The 20,824-nt window shown below is 71.0% G+C and carries 15 protein-coding genes and 1 pseudogene; 4 read left to right on the forward strand and 12 right to left on the reverse strand.

The features are described from left to right. Positions 1–57 precede the first annotated feature (57 nt). Positions 58–2,217, reverse strand: coding sequence for a RecQ family ATP-dependent DNA helicase (locus AMK31_RS06895; protein ID WP_073939471.1), 2,160 nt, complete (start codon positions 2,215–2,217; stop codon positions 58–60). A 299-nt stretch (positions 2,218–2,516) separates the two neighbouring features. Here AMK31_RS06895 and AMK31_RS06900 point away from each other — a divergent pair, with 299 nt between their 5' ends. Beyond that, a complete protein-coding gene (locus AMK31_RS06900; RefSeq protein ID WP_073939472.1) occupies positions 2,517–3,143 on the forward strand; it encodes a hypothetical protein in 627 nt (208 codons plus the stop codon). Positions 3,144–3,626: 483 nt separating this feature from the next. Here AMK31_RS06900 and AMK31_RS06905 read toward each other — a convergent pair whose 3' ends face one another. The 3 genes from AMK31_RS06905 to AMK31_RS06915 all read right to left on the reverse strand — a co-directional run bounded on the left by AMK31_RS06905 (position 3,627) and on the right by AMK31_RS06915 (position 5,699). Then, on the reverse strand, positions 3,627–4,259 hold the full coding sequence (locus AMK31_RS06905; protein WP_073939473.1) for a hypothetical protein: 633 nt from the start codon (positions 4,257–4,259) through the stop codon (positions 3,627–3,629). Positions 4,260–4,327: 68 nt separating this feature from the next. Continuing rightward, on the reverse strand, positions 4,328–5,029 hold the full coding sequence (locus AMK31_RS06910; protein ID WP_073939474.1) for a ribonuclease HII: 702 nt from the start codon (positions 5,027–5,029) through the stop codon (positions 4,328–4,330). A gap of 46 nt (positions 5,030–5,075) precedes the next feature. After that, entirely contained in the window at positions 5,076–5,699 is a 624-nt protein-coding gene (locus AMK31_RS06915) for a TetR/AcrR family transcriptional regulator (RefSeq protein ID WP_073939475.1), read from the reverse strand. 196 nt (positions 5,700–5,895) lie between these two features. Here AMK31_RS06915 and AMK31_RS06920 point away from each other — a divergent pair, with 196 nt between their 5' ends. After that, entirely contained in the window at positions 5,896–7,443 is a 1,548-nt protein-coding gene (locus AMK31_RS06920; RefSeq protein ID WP_073939476.1) for an MFS transporter, read from the forward strand. 339 nt (positions 7,444–7,782) lie between these two features. Here the strand turns inward: AMK31_RS06920 and AMK31_RS06925 are convergent, their stop codons facing one another. From AMK31_RS06925 to AMK31_RS06935, 3 genes are all read right to left on the reverse strand, one after another. Beyond that, positions 7,783–8,688, reverse strand: coding sequence for an ADP-ribosylglycohydrolase family protein (locus tag AMK31_RS06925; RefSeq protein ID WP_073939477.1), 906 nt, complete (start codon positions 8,686–8,688; stop codon positions 7,783–7,785). 12 nt (positions 8,689–8,700) lie between these two features. Next, positions 8,701–9,360, reverse strand: coding sequence for a histidine phosphatase family protein (locus tag AMK31_RS06930; protein ID WP_073939478.1), 660 nt, complete (start codon positions 9,358–9,360; stop codon positions 8,701–8,703). Positions 9,361–9,468: 108 nt separating this feature from the next. Next, positions 9,469–10,074, reverse strand: coding sequence for a YdbC family protein (locus AMK31_RS06935; protein ID WP_073939479.1), 606 nt, complete (start codon positions 10,072–10,074; stop codon positions 9,469–9,471). A gap of 148 nt (positions 10,075–10,222) precedes the next feature. On the opposite strand from AMK31_RS06935, the gene AMK31_RS06940 reads away from it, so the two are divergent. Continuing rightward, the gene (locus tag AMK31_RS06940; RefSeq protein WP_073939480.1) at positions 10,223–10,756 is read left to right on the forward strand and encodes a TerD family protein; all 534 of its coding nucleotides are present in this window, start codon (positions 10,223–10,225) and stop codon (positions 10,754–10,756) included. An 87-nt stretch (positions 10,757–10,843) separates the two neighbouring features. Here the strand turns inward: AMK31_RS06940 and AMK31_RS06945 are convergent, their stop codons facing one another. Next, positions 10,844–13,741 carry a vitamin B12-dependent ribonucleotide reductase gene (locus AMK31_RS06945; protein WP_073939481.1) on the reverse strand — a complete coding sequence of 966 codons (2,898 nt, stop codon included), beginning with the start codon at positions 13,739–13,741 and terminating at the stop codon, positions 10,844–10,846. A gap of 162 nt (positions 13,742–13,903) precedes the next feature. Beyond that, positions 13,904–14,455, reverse strand: a complete 552-nt coding sequence (gene nrdR, locus AMK31_RS06950) for a transcriptional regulator NrdR (RefSeq protein WP_073939482.1) — start codon at positions 14,453–14,455, stop codon at positions 13,904–13,906. A gap of 538 nt (positions 14,456–14,993) precedes the next feature. Here nrdR and lexA point away from each other — a divergent pair. Then, positions 14,994–15,773, forward strand: coding sequence for a transcriptional repressor LexA (lexA, locus tag AMK31_RS06955; RefSeq protein ID WP_073939483.1), 780 nt, complete (start codon positions 14,994–14,996; stop codon positions 15,771–15,773). 182 nt (positions 15,774–15,955) lie between these two features. Here lexA and AMK31_RS06960 read toward each other — a convergent pair whose 3' ends face one another. The 3 genes and pseudogenes from AMK31_RS06960 to AMK31_RS41355 all read right to left on the reverse strand — a co-directional run bounded on the left by AMK31_RS06960 (position 15,956) and on the right by AMK31_RS41355 (position 20,599). Beyond that, positions 15,956–17,932, reverse strand: coding sequence for an ATP-dependent DNA helicase (locus AMK31_RS06960; protein WP_073939484.1), 1,977 nt, complete (start codon positions 17,930–17,932; stop codon positions 15,956–15,958). A gap of 149 nt (positions 17,933–18,081) precedes the next feature. Then, positions 18,082–18,654 (reverse strand): annotated as a pseudogene (locus tag AMK31_RS41350) (GNAT family N-acetyltransferase); the annotation flags it as partial. Between the two features lie 43 nt (positions 18,655–18,697). Further along, positions 18,698–20,599: an IucA/IucC family protein gene (locus AMK31_RS41355; RefSeq protein WP_079186728.1), complete on the reverse strand. Its 1,902-nt coding sequence runs from the start codon at positions 20,597–20,599 to the stop codon at positions 18,698–18,700. Between the last annotated feature and the right edge of the window lie 225 nt (positions 20,600–20,824).

A 20,824-nucleotide genomic window follows, 5' to 3' on the forward strand; every position in this document is an offset into this window, starting at 1 on the left:
GAGAGCAGGGGGCGGGCGAGGCCGGCCGAGGACGCGTCGGCCAGAGCCGGGCGGGGCTCAGCCCGCCGCGGCGAGTACCAGCGGGAGAACCCGTTCGACGCCCGCCCGGCGCAGCAGCCGGGCGGCGACCGCGAGGGTCCAGCCCGAGTCGGTGTAGTCGTCCACGAGCAGCACGGGACCCGGGGTGCCGGCCAGGGCGGCGGCCAGTTCCTCGGAGACGGTGAAGGCGCCGGACAGCGCCCGGAGGCGCTGAGCCGAGTTGCTGCGCCGCGCCGCGTGCGCGCCACCCGCTCCGGTGTACGTCAGGGTGCCCAGATAGGGCAGGCGGCCGATGGCCGCGACGCCCTGGGCGAGGGAGTCCACCAGCTGCGGCCGGGCCAGCGACGGCACGGCGACGACTCCCACCGGCCGGGCGGAGGCGTCCTGGACGTTCGGCGCCCAGCCGCCCGGCGAGCGCGCCCAGTCGGCGAGGACGGCCACCGCGGCCCGCAGGACGTCGTCCGGGACCGGCCCGTCGGCCGCGTTCTCGGCGAGCAGCGGGCGCAGCCGGTTGCCCCAGCCGATGTCCGAGAGCCGCCCCAGCGCCCGCCCGGTGGAGCACTGCTCACCTGCGGGGATGCGTCCCTTGAGGTCGATGCCCAGGGCGGGCATGCCGGTCGGCCACATCCGGCGCGGTTCGACCTCCACCCCCGGCCGGTCCAGCTCCTTCGCCGCCCCGCTCAGCGCCTCGGTGGAGACGGAGGAGTCGATCCAGGGCCCGGCACAGTTGTCGCACCGGCCGCACGGGGCCGCCCCCTCGTCGTCCAGCTGCCGCCGCAGGAACTCCATCCGGCACTGCGAGGAGTCGACGTAGTCGCGCATGGCCTGCCGCTCGGCCGCCCGCTGCCGGGCCACCCAGGCGTACCGTTCCGTGTCGTACGTCCAGGGCCGTCCGGTGCTCTCCCAGCCGCCCTTGACCCGCCGTACGGCGCCGTCCACGTCGAGGACCTTCAGCATGCTCTCCAGCCGGGTGCGCCGGAGGTCCACGGCCGCCTCCAGAGCGGGCACGGACAGTGGCCGTCCCGCGTCGTCGAGGGCGGCCAGAGTCTGCCGTACCTGCGTCTCGGGCGGGAAGGCGGAGTCGGCGAAGTAGCGCCAGATCGCCTCGTCCTCCTTGCCCGGCAGCATCAGCACGTCCGCGTGCTCCACCCCGCGTCCCGCCCGGCCGACCTGCTGGTAGTAGGCGATCGGTGAGGACGGCGAGCCGAGGTGCACCACGAAGCCCAGGTCGGGCTTGTCGAAGCCCATGCCGAGCGCGGAGGTCGCCACGAGCGCCTTGACCTCGTTCCGCTGCAGGGCGGACTCGGCCTGGAGCCGGTCGGCGTTCTCCGTGCGGCCCGTGTAGGAGGCCACCTGGAAGCCGCGGTGCCGCAGGAACGCGGTGGCCTCCTCGGCCGCAGCCACGGTGAGGGCGTACACGATCCCCGACCCGGGCAGCTCGTCCAGGTGCTCGGCGAGCCAGGCCAGGCGGTGCGCGGCGTCCGGCAGCCGGACCACGCCGAGCCGCAGGCTCTCCCGGTGCAGCGAGCCGCGCAGCACCAGTGACTCGCCGGCACCGGTGCCCAGCTGCTCGGCGACGTCCGCCGTCACCCGCGCGTTGGCCGTGGCCGTGGTGGCCAGCACCGGCACGCCCGGGGCGAGGTCGCCGAGCATGGCCCGCAGCCGGCGGTAGTCGGGCCGGAAGTCGTGGCCCCAGTCGGAGATGCAGTGCGCCTCGTCCACCACCAGCAGGCCGGTCGTGGCCGCGAGCTGCGGCAGCACCTGCTCCCGGAAGTCCACGGAGTTCAGACGCTCCGGACTGATCAGGAGAACGTCGGTCTCGCCGCGCTCGACCTCGTCGTAGATCGTCCGCCACTCCTCCGGGTTGGCCGAGTTGATGGTGCGCGCCCGGATACCGGCCCGCTCCGCCGCCTCGACCTGGTTGCGCATCAGCGCCAGCAGCGGCGAGACGATCACCGTCGGGCCGGCGCCACGCCGGCGCAGCAGGGCGGTGGCCACGAAGTACACCGCCGACTTGCCCCAGCCGGTGCGCTGCACGACCAGCGCCCGCCGGCGCTGCTCCACCAGCGCCGACACCGCCTGCCACTGGTCCTCCCGCAGGCGCGCCGAACCCCCTGGGGTGCCGACCAGCTCGGCGAGGACGGCATCTGCTTCGGCGCGTAGCTCGGGACTGTCCATGTCTCCATGCAACCCGATCCCGCGGGCAAGCCGCCAATTCACACAGCGTGACGGCCTGTACCGTATCCACGCCGGATCCGGCATCAGACGGTGAACTTGTGGGTACGGATATAAGCCCCGGACCACCTGATAAGGGTCGGTGGCCCCAATTGCTCGTTGCCGCTTCCTGGTTCGGCAGGAAGAATTGAAGTCCGCTCCCCGCACGGCCCCGTCCGTGATCAGGTAGGGCTCCGCTGCGGTGTGCGCTCCCCCGATTCCAACCCCGCCCGCAGTGTGGGCGCGTAGCCGAAGGGAGGATCGTGACCTTCGGATTCGCTCCGTCCACGGCATCCACGTCGACGTCCGCCGACCTGTCCGCCGCTTCCGCCAACTCCGTGGCCCGCATGCTCGAACCCGCGGAGTGGGCCGCCGCCGGAATCCCCTTGCTGCGCAACCCGCGTGAGGTGGTCAGCGGGCTGCACGCGCGGCACCGCCCGCAGCCGGCCACCGCGATCGTGGCCGTGCTCGACCCGGACGAACGGCTGCGGGCCAGCGCGTCGTTCATCCGCCGGCCGGCCCCGGCCGACGGCTGGATGTTCCGCAACGCGCTCCTCGCCCAGCTGCGCCGGGTCATCCCGCACGACCTGCGCCGCCGCACCCCCGTGCGCACGGCGGTGCTGCTCTACTGCCGTGACGGCGACGCCCGTTGGACGGAGGAGGACGGCGCCTGGATGTGGGGCCTGCGGGACGCCTGCACCCTGCACGGGCTGCGCTGCGGGGCGTACATCACCCTGACCCGCGACGGCTGGCAGGTCCTCGGCGAGGGCCGCGGCGGACGCCGCCCGAGCTCGGACTCACCCCCCGAGCCCGTCGCCCTCTCCGAAACCCCACCCCCACGCACTGGCGGCGCGACCTCGGACATACTCCGCCGCGCAGCGGCCCGCTGAGAGTCCCCCGCGGCACGCATTCGACGGCACGACCACACCGCCCCAGCACACCCGGCAACACGGACTGGACCAACCCACCGCCCACCCGGCAACACGCCCAGACCGGCTCACGGCTCACGGCAGACCCGGTACACCAACGGCACCAGCCCACCGCACCCGACGACCGACGGAGGAACCGCACCGCCTCACCGGAATCCCGGCGGTACGACCCCGCCGACCCACCGCATACCCGGCGACACGACCTCACCGACGCGCACCCGGCGCCCGACCCGACATCCTCGCCGGAGCACCGCGCACACCTCGGGCACAGCGCAGCGCACCGCACCGCGGGACCAAGTCACCGCGACCAGCCGCGGACAGCCGTATGCCCCGGCCGTCCGAGCACGCCGAAGCCGTCGAGCCGTGCGGGTGCCGCCGTGGCGGCGCCCCGGCGGGCCGGGCGACCCCCGCCCGTGCCGGGACCGGGGACCTGCTCGAACCGGCTCAGACGCCCACGCCGAGCACCGCGTTGATCTGCTGCGGGTCACCGCAGACGATCAGCAGGGCACCGGCGCGGCTGAGGGCCAGCGGCAGGGCGGCGGCGACCGCGGCGTCGGTGCCGCCGTTGACGGCGACGACGACCACGGCACGGGTGGCGGCACGCCCGGCGACGGCGGCGTCCGCGTAGAAGACGTCGTCGCGCGCGTCGTGCTGGGCCCAGTAGGCCACTTCGCCGAAGGACAGCTCGTGGGCGGCCCACGGGTGCGACTCACCGGTGGTGATCACCAGTACGTCGCCGGGGGCGCGACCGGAGTCCAGCAGGAGGTCCACGGCTTCCTCGGCAGCGTCCAGCGCACCCTCGGCCGAGGCCGGGATCAGCTGGATCTGCGGGGTCGCCGGAGCCGCGGCGGGGGCGGCGGGGCCGGCCGGCCCGGGCTTGGCCGGAGCCGCGTCACGCGTCGTCCGCTGCACCGGAGGCGCGGGCCGGAGAGGGCCGGGACGACCAGGACGCGGCGGAGCCGCGGGGCGGGGGCCGGGTACGGGGCGGGGGGTCGGCGCGACGCGGCCGCTGGCCGGAGTGGCGCGGGGACCCTGGGCACTCTCGTGAATCTGAGGCTCCTCGGGGATGAGAGGCATGAGCTGATGTTTATCAAACGTTGGTGCGGCACGCGTCGGTGGGTGGCACATACGTGCGACCGGAACCGTCAGAAATCGAAGCCGAGCTGACCCTCGATCTCCGGAACGCTTCCGTCCGCCCAGCTGCGGGCCTTCTTGAGGTGCCGCCACTGGGGCAGCGCATCAAGATACGCCCACGACATCCGGTGGTACGGAGTGGGGCCCCGCACCTCCAGTGCGGCCTTGTGCACGGGCGACGGATACCCGGCATTGTCCGCAAAACCGAAGTCTGCATGTTCGACACCCAGTTCGGCCATCATTTTGTCGCGCTGAACCTTGGCGATCACCGAGGCCGCCGCCACCGCCACACACGACCGGTCGCCCTTGATCACGGTCCGGACCTTCCAGGGCGCACCGAGGTAGTCGTGCTTGCCGTCGAGGATCACCGCGTCGGGGCGGACCGGCAGGCCCTCCAGGGCGCGCACCGCCGCGAGCCGCAGCGCCACGGTCATCCCGTGCTCGTCGATCTCCTCCGGGGAGGCGTGCCCCAGCGCGTAGCACGTCACCCATTTCTGCAGCTCGGCTGCGAGCTGGGTGCGCCGCTTGACGGTGAGCAGCTTGGAGTCGGTGAGACCTTCGGGGGGCCGGCGCAGTCCGGTGATCGCCGCGCAGACGGTGACGGGGCCGGCCCACGCGCCGCGCCCCACCTCGTCGACACCGGCAATGACCTTCGCTCCGGTCGTGGCGCGAAGGGAGCGCTCGACGGTGTGAGTAGGTGGTTCGTACGGCATGGCGCCCTAAGCGTACGCCGCTCCGAACCTGCCGCGACACCCCGGTTCAGACATCGGTCCGCCGGAGCAGCGGCACCATCAGCTGGTCGGTCATCTCCTCGAGATCACGGTCGCTCCATTCGCACCCGCACATCTTCGACCGGTACATCATCATCGCCGGGACGGCGTCGAAGACGTAACCGTTGGCGGCGTCCTCGCGGACCTCTCCACGCTGGATACCACGGATGATCACCTCGCGGAGCAGCTTGATCGTCGGCTCCACCACCCCCTCGACGATCACCGCGTGGAAGCGCTCCGCCTGCATGGTGTCGCATTCGTGAATGACGGAACGCAGAGCACTCCCCGGCCGCGAGAACATCGCGTCCCGGGCCTGCCGGCAGAGCGCCAGCAGATCCTCGCGCACACTGCCGAGGTCGGGCGCCGCGTCCAGGCGCGGCAGTCCGGCCTGCAGCGCGTCGGCGACCAGGTCCTCCTTGGACGGCCAGCGGCGGTAGACGGCCGCCTTGCCGGTCTGGGCCCCGGCGGCGACGCCCTCCATGGTGAGACCGTTCCAGCCGACCGTGCTGAGCTGTTCCAGCGCGGCATCGAGAATCGCGCGTTCGAGCACCGCGCCGCGCCGACGGGGAGCGGCCGCCTGAGCGGGGGCGGCCGACCAGCGCGAAGTAACCATCCGAGCGTCTCCAGCGGACTACAGAAAGGGATGTTTCGGGAATTTCGAGCAATGAGGACATCGCGCCCGGCGCCAGCCGGGCATATGCCGCAGGAGCGCGACCTAAGTGAACGCTTGCGTTCACTACCGGGGACTCACTACCGTTGACGCGACAGTGAACGCGAGCGTTCACTAAAGCTCTTGTGGGGGACCCATAGTGACGACCTCTCAGTTGATATCCGATCAGAAACCGGGCGCGGCACGCCGCCAGGGACGTCCCGGCATCGCGCTCACCGTCATCGCGGCCTGCCAACTCATGGTGGTACTCGACGCGACGATTGTGAATATCGCGCTCCCGCACATTCAAAGCGCGCTCGAGTTCAGCACGACCGACCTCACCTGGGTGGTCAGCGCCTACACCCTGACCTTCGGCGGTCTGCTGCTCCTCGGTGCCCGGGCCGGTGACATCCTGGGCCGCCGCCGGGTCTTCATGGCCGGCATCCTGCTGTTCACCTTCGCCTCCCTGCTGGGCGGATTCGCCCAGGAGCCCTGGCAGTTGCTGGCGGCGCGTGCCCTGCAGGGCGTCGGCGGCGCCATCGCGTCGCCGACCTCGCTGGCGCTGATCACCACCACGTTCGCCGAGGGCCCCGAACGCAACCGTGCCTTCGGCGTCTTCGCCGCGGTGTCCGCGGGCGGTGGCGCCATCGGCCTGCTCGCGGGCGGCATGCTCACCGAGTGGCTGGACTGGCGCTGGGTCCTCTTCGTCAACGTGCCGATCGGTGTGCTGATCGCCATACTGACCCCGCTCTACATCAGCGAGTCCGAGCGGCACCCCGGACGGTTCGACATCGCGGGCGCGCTGACCTCGACGTTCGGCATGGCCTCCCTCGTGTACGGCTTCATCCGCGCGGCGGAGGAAGGCTGGCGGGACGGTCTCACCCTCACGTCGTTCGGTGTCGCCGTGGTCCTGCTGGTCGCCTTCGTGCTCACCGAGATGCGGGCCAAGGAGCCGATCACCCCGCTGAAGATGTTCACCGACCGCAATCGCGCGGGCACCTACGTGATCATGCTGAGCCTGGCCGCGGCGATGTTCGGCATGTTCTTCTACATCGTGCTCTTCGTGCAGAACGTGCTGGGGTACAGCCCGATCAAGGCGGGGGTGGCCTTCCTGCCCGTCACCGTCGCGATCGTGATCGGCGCCGGTCTGTCGCAGCGGTTCCTGCCGGTGCTCGGTCCGAAGCCGTTCATGCTGGCCGGTTCCGCGCTCGTCGTCCTCGGACTGGCGTGGCTGACCTTCATCAGCCCCGACAGCTCCTACCTCAGCGGGGTGCTCGGCCCGATGCTGGTCTTCGGACTCGGCATGGGCCTGAACTTCGTGACCGCGACGGTGACCGCGGTCTCCGGAGTCGCCCCGAGCGAGGCGGGTGCCGCGTCCGGTCTGCTCAACGCCACCCAGCAGGTCGGTGGTTCGCTGGGCCTGTCCATCCTCACCACCGTCTTCGGCACGGCCAGCAAGGAGGAAGCGGAGAAGCAGCTCCCGGGCTTCCTCGCCGAGGGCACTGCGCAGCAGAAGGCGGAGTTCGCCGAGACCCTTCAGCTGCCCGCGCCCTGGGGGCACGAGGTGCTCGCGCAAGGCATCTCGACGGCGTTCGTCCCGGCCGCCGCGATGGCCGTGCTCGCCCTGATCACGGCTGGGCTGGTGATCCGAGTCCGCAAGAGCGACCTGGAGGCCCTGGCCGGCACGGCGGGCCCGGTGGTCGGCTGACCCGAGACCGTCGCGGGCCGCACTCCACGGCCGGCCGCCGGGCATGACGGGGGTATGCCCAAGGCGAACCGGCCGGCCCGCGAGGAGCCGCGCGGGGCCGGGCCGTGTCCAGGGCACCGACAGCCCGGACGCCGGTCCGGCCCCGCGCAGGGCAGCCCGGCCCCAGAGCGCCGCGACAAGCAGCGCGAGCAGCACCCACCGCGTTTCCATGCCACCCCCTGCGACGCCTACGACGTGTCCGCGGACGCGGTCGACGCCCTGCGGTTACCACGACAACGGCGGCCGGTCACGGAGAGTTCCCGACGTGCACGGAGAGTTTCGAAAAAATCCGGGCTGCGACTAGTCGGCCGTCGGAGCCCAGTCCGGCAGCGCTTCCGTCTGCGCCACCCACTCGGCGGGCGGCGCCCCCGTCTTGCCGGCGGCGATCACCCCGCCCACGATGGCGCAGGTGGTGTCGACGTCCCCTCCGACCTGCGCGGTCGTCCAGAACGCCTGCTCGTAGTCACCGAGGGAGCGCGCGGCCGACCAGAGCGCGAAGGGCACGGTGTCGTGGGCCGTCGTACGCCGTCCGCAGCCGAGCACGGCCGCGACCGTGGTCGCGTCGCCGTAGTCGAGCATGTCGCGGGCGCGGCGCAGGCCGGCTCCGACCGCGCTCTTGGGAACGAGCGCGACGACCCCGTCGAGCAGCGCCTCGGCCGTCGGAGGCCCGGCGGGATCGGCTGCCAGCGCGGCGGCCGCGGCGACGGCCATGGCGCCGACGACGGCCTCGCGGTGCTGGTGCGTGGGGTAGGCGGAGATCTCCGCCTGGTGGGTGGCCTGCTCGGGGTCGTCCGCGTACCAGGCGCCCAGAGGCGCGATCCGCATGGCGGCACCGTTGCCCCAGGAGCCCTGTCCGTTGAACAGCGCGGCGGCCAGCTCACGCCAGTCGCCGCCCTCCCGGACCAGCCGGAGCAGCCGGTTGACGGCGGGGCCGTAGCCGCGGTCGAAGTCGTGGTGGTGAGCGAAGGAGTGGGCCAGCGCGTCCTGGTCGATGCGCCGGTGGGCGGCGAGGACGGCGACCACGGAGCAGGCCATCTCCGTGTCGTCGGTCCACTGCCACGGGCCGGGCGGGACCTCACGTCGTTTGAGGAGCGGATAGTTGGCGGGGACGAAGTACTGGGAGCCCAGCGCGTCTCCCACGGCAAGTCCGCGCAGGCTGGCCAGGGCGCGGTCCAGGCGCCCGTCGGAAGAGGAGTCAGCGGTCATCGCCCTGCCACTCTATCCGGTGATCCCGTACGGTTCCGGATCTCGCCAGCGTTCAAAAGGCCGGTCCAGTGTGTACTTGCCGTCGTCCCCCAGAACGAGCATGCGCATGTCCGCGTTCCCGGGGTTCGCCAGGCACTCGAACTCGGCGACCGTCCAGTGGAACCACCGCATGCAGAACAGCCGCATGGCCAGGCCGTGGGTCACCAGGAGCACGTTCGGCGGATGGTCCGGGGCCTCGAAGCTGCGGTACAGGCTCTCCAGGAAGCCGCCGACCCGGTCGTACACGTCGGCGCCGCTCTCCCCCTGGGCGAAGCGGTAGAAGAAGTGGCCGTAGGCGTCCCGGTAGGCCTTCTGCAGCCGTACGTCGTCGCGGTCCTGCCAGTTCCCCCAGTCCTGCTCGCGCAGCCGGGGCTCCTCGCGGACCCGTATCAGGTCGGGGTCCAGATGGAAGGCGCGCAGGGTCTCGTGCGTGCGCCGGTAGGGCGAGACGTACACGCTGACCCGCTCCCGCCCGAACAGCTCCCGCAGCTTCTTCCCGGTCTCCTCCGCCTGGCGCCAGCCCCGCTCGGTGAGCGCGAGGGCGTGATCGGGTTCGCGTTCGTACACGGAGTCATCAACATTGCCCGTTGACTCGCCGTGCCGGACAAGGACGATGCGCCGTGGTCGTGCCATGCCAAAAACCCTAGTGGGAGTGACGGGCGGACGAGCAGTCGGACGGGTTCCGTACGGCGTAGGTCACACCGTGCACCACACAGGACACACGATGTGCCCGTCCGGATCTCAGACCGTCCAGGTCGGTTCCATGTCCACGATGTCACCCGTGAGCGCGGCGACGTCCGCTTCGGTCTGGGCCCTCAGGGCGAGCCGTTCCACCCGTTCCGTGCGGTACTTGCCGTGCTCGGCCGCCGACCGCCACATGGAGAGGACCATGAACTCGTTCCCGGGCGCCTCGGCGAACAGGCCGCGGATCATGCCCGGCGAACCGGCCATCGCGGGGTTCCACACCTTCTCCTGCATGAGGGTGAAGTTCTCCACGCGGTCCTCGTGGACCCGGCACAGGGCGACCCGGAGGAGATCGGCGTCGGTGAAGCGCGGTTCGAAGCCGGTCTTCACGTCGAAGCGGTGGTCGAACAGTCTGGCCTGGGCGTCCTTGAAGGTGCCCGACTGCGCCGCCGCGAGCCGGTCGTGGGAGCGGGCCATGAAGGAGTCGTAGAAGGCCCGGCTTTCCCAGAAGGCGAAGACATGGGCCACCGAGGGCCGGCTGCGGCTCCAGCCCCCGCCCTGCCCCCGGAAACCCGGCTCACCCAGCAGCCCCGCCCACTTTCGCTGCCCCCGCTCGAAACCCCGGCGGTCCACCACGGTGCAGCGAATCCACTTGACCAGCACCGCGCCATGGTAAGGCCACGGAGCGTGGTGACGGTCGGCCTCCGCTGGACCGGACGCGCACCGGCGCCCGGTCTCGCGTGGCAGGATGGACAACCGGCTTTGACGGACCGGCAGTTCGGCCTGCGCGCACACGGGGAAGGGGACGTTCGTGAACGGCGTCAGCAAGGGAATCCGCAAGGTCGAGATCGCACTGAAGTGGGACCCGAGTCCGGCGGGTCAGCCACCCACCGATCTCGACATAGTGGCCGGCACCTACCTGGCGGACGACCCGCACGGTGAACCCGCGTACCTGGTGCACTTCGACAGCCGCTCCCCCGACGGCACCATCTACCTCAACCGGGACAGCAAGGACGGCAAGGGCTTCGGCTGGGACGAGGTCCTGACCGTGGAGCTCGACCGGCTCGACGCCCGCTACGCGCGCGTGGTCGTCGGTGTCGTCATCCAGCAGCGGCCCGCGCGGCGCACCTTCGTCAGCGTGGTCAACCCGTCGCTGCGCATCCGTGAGGGCTACACCGATCTCGCCCAGGACGACTTCGGCGGCGTTCTCGGGGCCACGGCGGCGACGGTCGCGGAGTTCCGGCGTGACGAGTCGGGCGTGTGGGAGTTCCACCCCGGGGTGACCGGTTTCGAGGACGACCCCGCGAACTTCACGCGGACCATGGGCGCCGCTCACCGCCCCTGACCTCCGCTTCCGCTTCACATACGCGAAGAGGGGCGCCGGATCTCTCCGGCGCCCCTCACTCACATCTCAGCGGTCACATCCCAGCGGTCAGCTGCAGCCGCTGGTGGAGCCGCAGCCCTCGCAGATGTAGCAGGAACCGGCCCGCTGCATCTTCGTGCCGCAGGAGAAGCACAGCGGGGCGTCGGCCTGGATGCCCAGCTGCATCTCCACCAGCTCGGCGCTGGTGTGGGCCTGCCGCGGGGCGGGCTTGGCCGCCTCGGCCTCGGCCCTCGGGGTGGCGACGGCCTTGAGCTCCTGGGCGCGCGGAGCCGACTGGGCCAGGCCCTCGACGTCGACGTCCTCGTCGTCCAGCGGCTCGTAGGAGCCGGTCTCCAGGTGGCGCTGACGCTCCTCGGCGGAGTGGATGCCGAGCGCGGAACGCGTCTCGAACGGCAGGAAGTCCAGCGCCAGGCGGCGGAAGATGTAGTCGACGATCGACTGGGCCATCCGCACGTCCGGGTCGTCGGTCATGCCGGCCGGCTCGAAGCGCATGTTCGTGAACTTCGAGACGTACGTCTCCAGCGGCACGCCGTACTGGAGGCCGACGGAGACCGCGATGGAGAAGGCGTCCATCATGCCCGCGAGGGTCGAGCCCTGCTTGGACATCTTCAGGAAGACCTCGCCGAGACCGTCGTCCGGGTAGGAGTTCGCGGTCATGTAGCCCTCGGCGCCGCCGACGGTGAAGGACGTGGTGATGCCGGGACGTCCCTTCGGGAGGCGCTTGCGGACCGGGCGGTACTCGACGACCTTCTCGACGGCCTCGCGGATCGTCGCCTCGGTCTTCTCCGTGACCTCGGCCTTCTCCTTCTCCTTGGTCTTCGCGGAGAGGGGCTGGCCGACCTTGCAGTTGTCGCGGTAGATCGCGAGCGCCTTGATGCCCATCTTCCAGGCCTCGAAGTAGATCTCCTCGACCTCCTCGACGGTCGCCGTCTCCGGCATGTTGACCGTCTTGGACAGGGCGCCGGAGATCCACGGCTGGATCGCGGCCATCATGCGGACGTGGCCCATCGGGGAGATGGCGCGCTCGCCCATGGCGCAGTCGAACACCTCGTAGTGCTCGGGCTTGAGGCCGGGGGCGTCGATCACATTGCCGTTCTCGGCGATGTGGGCGACGATCGCCTCGATCTGCTCCTCCTGGTAGCCCAGGCGGCGCAGGGCCTGCGGGACGGTGCCGTTGACGATCTGCATCGAGCCGCCGCCGACCAGCTTCTTGAACTTGACCAGGGCGAGGTCGGGCTCGAGGCCGGTGGTGTCGCAGGACATCGCCAGACCGATGGTGCCGGTCGGGGCGATGACGGACGCCTGGGAGTTACGGAAACCGTTCTTCTCGCCGAGGCGGATCACGTCCTGCCAGGCCTCCGTGGCGGCGGCCCAGATCGGCGTGTCCAGGTCGTCCATGCGGACGGCCTTGTCGTTGGCGTCGGCGTGCTGCTTCATGACGCGCTTGTGGGCGTCGGCGTTGCGGGCGTAGCCGTCGTAGGCGCCGACGACCGCGGCGAGCTCGGCGGAGCGGCGGTAGGCGGTGCCGGTCATCAGGGAGGTGACGGCACCGGCGAGGGCGCGGCCGCCGTCGGAGTCGTACGCGTGACCGGTGGCCATCAGCAGGGCGCCGAGGTTGGCGTAGCCGATGCCGAGCTGGCGGAACGCGCGGGTGTTCTCGCCGATCTTCTGGGTCGGGAAGTCCGCGAAGCAGATGGAGATGTCCATCGCGGTGATGACGAGCTCGACGACCTTGGCGAAGCGCTCGGCGTCGAAGGACTGGTTGCCCTTGCCGTCGTCCTTCAGGAACTTCATCAGGTTCAGCGAGGCCAGGTTGCAGGACGTGTTGTCCAGGTGCATGTACTCGCTGCAGGGGTTCGAGCCGTTGATCCGGCCGGACTCCGGGCAGGTGTGCCAGTGGTTGATCGTGTCGTCGTACTGGATGCCCGGGTCGGCGCAGGCCCAGGCGGCCTCGGCCATCTTGCGGAAGAGGGACTTGGCGTCGACCTCCTCGATGACCTCGCCGGTCATGCGGGCGCGCAGGCCGAACTTGCCGCCCTCCTCGACCGCCTTCATGAACTCGTCGTTCACGCGGACCGAGTTGTTGGCGTTCTGGTACTGGACGGACGTGATGTCGTCGCCGCCCAGGTCCATGTCGAAGCCCGCGTCGCGCAGCGCGCGGATCTTCTCCTCTTCCTTGACCTTGGTCTCGATGAAGTCCTCGATGTCGGGGTGGTCGACGTCGAGGATGACCATCTTGGCCGCGCGGCGGGTGGCGCCACCGGACTTGATCGTTCCTGCGGAGGCGTCGGCACCGCGCATGAAGGAGACGGGACCGGAGGCGTTGCCGCCGGAGGACAGCAGCTCCTTGGAAGAGCGGATGCGGGACAGGTTCAGGCCGGCGCCGGAACCGCCCTTGAAGATCATGCCCTCTTCCTTGTACCAGTCGAGGATCGACTCCATGGAGTCGTCGACGGACAGGATGAAGCAGGCCGAGACCTGCTGGGGCTGCGGGGTGCCGACGTTGAACCAGACAGGGCTGTTGAAGCTGAAGATCTGGTGCAGGAGCGCGTACGCCAGCTCGTGCTCGAAGATCTCGGCGTCGGCGGGCGAGGCGAAGTAGTTGTAGTCCTCACCGGCCTTCCGGTACGTCTTCACGATGCGGTCGATCAGCTGCTTGAGGCCGGTCTCGCGCTGCGGGGTGCCGACGGCACCCCGGAAGTACTTGCTGGTGACGATGTTGACCGCGTTCACCGACCAGAAGTCGGGGAACTCGACGCCACGCTGCTCGAAGTTCACCGAGCCGTCGCGCCAGTTGGTCATGACGACGTCACGGCGCTCCCACGTCACCTCGTCGTACGGGTGCACGCCGGGGGTGGTGTGGATGCGCTCGATACGCAGTCCCTTGCTCGCCTTGGTGCCCTTGGCTCGGGAACCTCGTGCCGGACCGCTCGCCGTCTCTGTCATGCCGCCTCCCTGTACGGGCGAAAACGCCCTGAAGTGCCTCGATGTTCCCGAAGCACGGTGTTCTGTCTGGTGTTGCGGGCACCCTCTCGCTGCCGCCCGCAACAGGTCTTGGATCGCCGCCGACCGGCCGGTCCGGACGCGATGTCCGGCCCGGCCCCTCGATCAGTCGGCGGCGCCGGCGGGCTCGGGGACCGAAACGGCCTCTCCCGACCCGCGGTCGTCTTCCTGGCGCCCCACGCCGGCGTCTCCGTCGTCCGCGGCGGGGCGTCCCGTCTGTTCCCTGAGTTCAGCGATCGCCGCCTCGAAGTCCTCGAGCGACTCGAACGCCCGGTACACGGACGCGAATCGCAGGTAGGCGACGAGGTCGAGCTCCTGCAGCGGGCCGAGTATGGCCAGCCCCACGTCGTGGGTGGTCAGCTCGGCGCTTCCGGTGGCCCGCACCGCCTCCTCGACCCGCTGCCCCAGCTGGGCCAGCGCGTCCTCGGTGACAGGCCTTCCCTGACATGCCTTGCGCACGCCATTGATGACCTTGGTACGGCTGAATGGCTCGGTGACTCCGGATCGCTTGACCACCATGAGCGAACACGTCTCCACGGTCGTGAAACGACGGGAGCAGTCCGGACACTGGCGGCGCCTGCGGATCGACGTGCCGTCGTCGGTCGTACGGCTGTCGACGACGCGGCTGTCGGGGTGCCTGCAGAAGGGGCAGTGCATGAACTCCCAACCCTCCTCACAGCAGACTCGATGGCCTCGGGAGCCACACGGGCCCCTCGAAGCAGCCACAAGCATAGGCGATCGCCGAGGGCTCGATGACCCGGGGGACCACAACTTGTGGGCTGCCGTCGTCATCCAACCACTAGATGTGGGGATTGGCTCATACATCCAGCCCAGCCCCGCGTGTCGAAGCACGCACGTCGGCGCGCCAGCCTGATGCGATGGCGCGTGGGGAGATACCGTGGCCGCCGCAGGGAGGACGCGTGCGACTCCTGCGCGAACGGCAGCCGGTGCCCGGTCGACGGGATGCCGGATGGCAGACTGGGGCCCGCCCCACAAGGGCGCTTCCCCGGGCGCTTTCCCGGCGGTGAAGAGTACAACAATGGGCGCTTTTGCCCGCGAGGCACCGCGTGACCCATACACCCGGACACATGATCACGTCAGCCGAAACGCGAATTTTCACTCGAACGTGTGTTTGGCGCAACCTTTCGAAAGCAACTACCGTTGTCCAGCAGGGAGACCATCGAGAGGGGCCGACGTGACCACCACCGCAGACAGTGCCACCATCACTGCCCAGGACCGCCCCCAGGGCCGACTCGAGCCGGTGCATGCGATGAACGAAGCCACGAATCCCGAGGGGCACAAGCGCTCCCTGCCGGGGCGACCTCCAGGCATCCGGGCGGACAGCTCCGGGCTCACGGACCGGCAGCGCCGTGTGATCGAGGTCATCAGGGACTCCGTCCAGCGGCGCGGCTACCCGCCGTCGATGCGCGAGATCGGCCAGGCCGTCGGCCTGTCCAGCACGTCCTCCGTGGCGCACCAGCTGATGGCACTGGAGCGCAAGGGCTTCCTGCGCCGTGACCCGCACCGCCCGCGCGCCTACGAGGTGCGCGGCTCCGACCAGGCCGCCTCCGTGGCCCCCACCGACACCGCCGGCAAGCCTGCCGCGTCGTACGTGCCGCTGGTCGGCCGGATCGCCGCCGGTGGCCCCATCCTCGCCGAGGAGTCGGTCGAGGACGTCTTCCCGCTGCCCCGGCAGCTGGTCGGTGACGGAGAGCTGTTCGTCCTGAAGGTCGTCGGCGACTCCATGATCGAGGCCGCCATCTGTGACGGCGACTGGGTCACGGTCCGCCGTCAGCCCGTCGCCGAGAACGGCGACATCGTCGCCGCCATGCTCGACGGCGAGGCCACCGTGAAGCGCTTCAAGCGCGAGGACGGCCACGTCTGGCTCCTCCCCCACAACGCGGCCTACGAGCCCATCCCGGGCGACGACGCGACCATCCTGGGCAAGGTGGTGGCCGTACTGCGGCGCGTGTGACGGCCGCGACGGGCGGGCTGGCGACAGCCGCGCCCCTCCGACCGGGCCCCGGAACCCCTGCGCCGGTTCCGGGGCCCTGTGCTGTGCCGGTACCGGTACCGCTGGATCCGGGGCCCTGTGCTGCGCCCGGTGCCGCTGGGATGCGGGGAGGCCCGTCCGCTGCCGGACGGGCCTCCCCGCGATCACGTCGCTTCCGCCTGCTTCGCCGCCGCGTCGATCGCCGCGAGGGACTTCCGGACCTGGTTACGGTCCGTGGTGTACCAGAAGTCCGGCAGTGACGCCTTCAGGAAACCGCCGTAGCGGGCCGTCGCCAGCCGCTGGTCCAGTACGGCCACCACACCGCGGTCCCCGGTCGCGCGGACGAGGCGACCGGCACCCTGGGCCATGAGCAGCGCCGCGTGGGTGGCGGCGACGGCCATGAAGCCATTGCCCCCGGCGTCCTCCACCGCCTTCTGCCGGGCGCTCATCAGCGGGTCGTCGGGACGCGGGAACGGGATCTTGTCCATCACGACCAGCTGGCAGCTGGGGCCGGGGACGTCGACGCCCTGCCAGAGCGAGAGCGTGCCGAACAGACAGGTCTCCGGGTCGGCCGCGAAGTTCTTGATCAGTTCGCCGAGGGTCTCCTCGCCCTGGAGGAGGATCGGGAACTCGGGGATACGGGAGCGCAGCTCCTCCGCGGCGAGCTGGGCGGCCCGCATCGAGGAGAACAGCCCCAGTGTGCGGCCGCCGGCCGCCTGGATCAGCTCCGTCAGCTCGTCCAGCATGTCCGCCCGGTCACCGTCCCGCGCGGGGCGCGACAGGTGCTTGGCCACGTACAGGATGCCTTGCTTGCGGTAGTCGAACGGCGACCCGACGTCGATGCCCTTCCACTGCGGCAGGTCGTCGCCCTCCATGCCCTCCGGGCCGAGCCCCAGGGACGCGCCGACCCCGTTGAAGTCTCCGCCCAGCTTCAGGGTCGCGGAGGTGAGGACCACCGACCGGTCCGCGAACAGCTTCTCCCGCAGGAGGCCCGAGACGGACATCGGGGCCACGCGCAGGGAGGCACCGAAGCGGTCGTGCCGTTCGTACCAGACCACGTCCCACTCGGAGCCGTTGGTGATCCGCTCCGCCACGTCGTGCACCGTCTCCACGGAGGCCAGCGCCTGCTTGCGGACCGCGTCCTCGTCCTGGACGGACTTGTCGCGGGTCGCGCCGATCGCGGAGATCACCGTGCGGCAGGCGTCGCGCAGCATCATCAGCGCGTAGCCCAGATCCTCCGGGATCTCCTCCAGCCGTCCTGGCAGGGCCAGCTCCATCAGCCGCTCGAAGCCCTCCGCGGCGGTCTGGAGCTGATCGGCCGCCTTCTCGTTGACGAGCTTCGCCGCCCGGCGCACCGCGCGGTTGACCTGGCCGGGGGTCAGCTCGCCGGTGGCGACACCGGTCACCCGGGAGACCAGCTCGTGGGCCTCGTCGACGATCAGCACCTCGTGCTGCGGCAGGACCGGGGCGCCTTCGATGGCGTCGATCGCGAGCAGCGCGTGGTTGGTGACCACGACCTCGGCGAGCTTGGCCCGCTCCCGGGCCATCTCCGCGAAGCACTCGGCGCCGTACGCGCACTTCGTCGCGCCCAGACACTCCCGCGACGACACCGACACCTGCGCCCAGGCGCGGTCGGAGACGCCGGGCGTGAGGTCGTCGCGGTCACCGGACTCGGTCTCGTCGGCCCAGTCGCGCAGTCTCAGCAGGTCCTGGCCGAGCTTGCTGGTGGGCGCGGCCGCCTCGAACTGGTCGAACAGGCCCTCTTCCTCGTCCTGCGGGACGCCCTCGTGGAGGCGGTGCAGGCACAGATAGTTCGACCGGCCCTTCAGCATCGCGAACTCGGGGCGGCGGCGCAGCAGCGGGTGCAGCGAGTCGACCGTGCGGGGCAGGTCGCGCTCCACGAGCTGGCGCTGCAGGGCCAGCGTGGCGGTCGCCACGACCACTCGCTCCCCGTGGGCGAGCGCGGGCACGAGATAGCCGAGCGACTTTCCGGTGCCGGTGCCGGCCTGGACGAGCAGATGCGAGCCGTCGTCGATCGCCTCCGCGACGGCTTCGGCCATGGTCACCTGGCCGGGGCGCTCCGTGCCGCCGACGGCAGTGACGGCAGCATGCAGGAGTTCGGGGAGTGAGGGCTTCGTCATAGCGCGACCACCCTACGGCGCGGCACTGACAAACGGGGGATCACGGCGGAGGCGGGGGGCTGGATCAAGACTGTCGGGTTCCTGGGGAGGGGACGGGTCGGCTGGCGTCGGGTGTGGGGCTCGGTGGCGATGACGACGTCGTCACAGCGCTACGGAGGCGTACGGCAGCCGGTCCTCTCCCGGACCATGAGGGCGGCCCGCTTGTCGGGCAGCTCGACCTCGGTGGTGAGGCGGAAGCCGGCGCGGAGGAAGGCGGACAGGGAGGCGGTGTTGCGAAGGTCGGGCTCAGCGATCACGCGTCGGCAAGCGGACCGTTTCTCGAGGATCAGGTCGGCCACGGCTCCGAGCAGCATGCTGCCGAGACCTCGGCCACGGTGGGCGGCATCACCTACGAGCAGGTGGATTCCGGTGTCATGAGGCCGGGCGGGATAGTGGCGGGCGAGCGGGTCGAGGTCCGCCCGGTAGATCTCCCAGTAACCGATCGGCGTGCCGTCCAGCACACCGAGACACGGCACGCTGCGTCCGTCGCCGTCGAGCTGGGCACGGAGGTGCCTCTCGGTCACCTCCGGCGGCCCTGACAGCTTCCAGAAGGCGGCCACGGCGGGGTCGTTCATCCAGCGGCTGACGAGCCGGAGATCCCGCTCGACCCGCACGGGGACGAGCAGGAAGGTGCCCGCGGGGGTGGCGGCGGGACCCCACTCGCCGACCCGGTCGAGCAGGGTTTCCGTGTCGGTGGCTGGCACGGACGGGGCTCCTCTCCGGCGGTCAGGAGTGCAGGGGGTTGGCGATGGTGACGTAGACGGACTGGGTGTCCACCGGGCCGACGAGTTCGTCCAGCCCGTGGAGCCGGGTGAGCAGGTTGGCCTTGCAGCGCAGGACGGACGAGTCGAGCAGTCGGGCGGGCAGGGAGCTGCGGAGTCGGTCGGGGCCGGCGGCCGCGCCGTCCAGGAAGCGGCGGAAGGCGGCGAGCAGCAGTCGCTCGTCCGCGAGGCGCTGGGATCCGAAGGCGCCGACGAGGCCGAGCACGTTGTTGATCGCCAGGTAGTAGGCGAACCGCTCGTCCGTGACCTCGTCGGAGACGAATGTGTCGCTGCGCTCGCCGATGCCGGGCAGCCGGGCTTCGAGTCGCGCTCGGTGGGACTCGCGGAAGTAGTAGCCCTGGTTGTCGCGGTAGCGGCCCCCCGAGGGCCAGCCCTGAGCGTCCAGCAGGAGCAGGGTGTTCTGCTGGTGGGCCTCCAGGGCGATGCCCGCCTCACCGTCCAGCCACAGCACGGGACGGACGACGTGTTCGAGGTAGCGCAGGAACCACTCGGCGGCGACCGCCGCGCGTGGCCGTCCGGTCCGCACGGCAAGGCGTGTGACGAGGTCGGCCAGCCGGGACGGTGTCCGGGCCTGGGGCTGGGGTGCGACGAGTGCGGCGATGCAGGACACGTCGTCGGTCGGGGTGAACGGGTTGTGCCGGATCACCACGTCCAGCCCGGGGACGGGGTCGCCGTCGGGTGCGTCGACGGCGAGCCAGGCCGGGTCGCGGACGATGTCGAAGCCGGGGTGCGCGGAGCGCCACTGCTGGGACAGACCGGTGCGCAGCAGGCGGTGCACCTCGACGCCGCGGTGCAGTTCCTTACGGAGGTTCTCTCGACGGGAGTTGGTGATGCGCAGGCCCACCGACAGCTTGAGCATGGCGGGCGCCTCGGACCGGTACACGGTTCGCACGGAGGAGGTGGGGTGCCACGAGGCGCCTCGTACGCCGAGATCTTTGAGCAGCCCCGCGTCCAGCAGGGCCGCGACCTGCCGCGAGTGCCGCGTCTCGCGGAACTGCCACGGATGCAGCGGCAGAGCTGCGTGCCCCTCGGGCAGGGGGAGGTCCGTCCCGGCGAGGTGTGCGGCGAGGCGGTGGGCGGGGATGACCCGGCCGCGTTCCGTCCAGGCCGAGTCGGTGGCGAGCAAGGAGGGGGCGACGGCCAGCCAGTGCAGCGCGAAGGAGCCTCGCAGCTCGGGTGAGTAGTACCGCGCTTCGGCTTCGGTGATTCCCTCGCGGCTCTTCGGTGTCGGGTGCAGGGGGTGGCCGAGCAGGAGTGCCTGTTCGGCGGTGAGAAAGAGGTCGGCACCGTGTGCGGGGCTGCTCCGGCGTTCGCGGATGAAGGTGGCCGCCCGGCGGACGGAATCGGCGACGCGGGCCACGAGGTCGGTGCCGTGGCCGGGGGCGAGCGCGGACAGGTCGGTCGAACGGCACCCCCTGGCCGCCTCTCTGGCCAACAGGGCGGCGACGGTGACGGCGTCGACAGGTGGGGCCGGTTGAACGGGCGAGGTGGGTTGGGCGGGCTGGGGGTGTCGGGGGGCGTCGGCCAGTTGGGGGATGCCGAAGCGGTGCCAGCCGGTTTCGGAGCGGTAGCGGACGGGGGCGAGGAGCGCGGTGCCGCTGGCGGGGAGGGGGATGCGGAGCGTGCCGTGCGGGGGAACGAGGATGCCGGCCTCGCGTACCCAGCAGCGCAGCAGGTTCTCCACGGCGGCGGCCTCGGCCGCGATGCGGGGGTCCGGGTGGTGGAGGAGGTCGGGGGTGGCGGCGCCCGGCCGGTGCCGCTCGGCGTCCCTTGGCCCGGCTTGCCGGCCGGGGAGGCCCGGCTCTGATGGGCGCAGAGGGATGGCGGCTGTGGGCGTGGTGTTCAAGACGGTTCCTCGGAGGGTGTGCCGGCTCTTCGGGGAGAAGCCGAGCGGTACGGCGACGGGGATGGGCGCGGGGAAGACCTCGCCAGGTGAGGCACGCAGCGGGGGTAGGTAATCGGCGTGGGCCGAAGCATCGCGTTGGGCCCTGGAACGGCTGGGGGTTCGGTCGGCAGGCAGGAGGAAAGGCGGGCATGCCCGACGTGGTGGGGCGAGAGCCCGACAAGGTGG

This window comes from Streptomyces sp. TSRI0107, assembly GCF_001905845.1.
Lineage (GTDB): Bacteria > Actinomycetota > Actinomycetes > Streptomycetales > Streptomycetaceae > Streptomyces.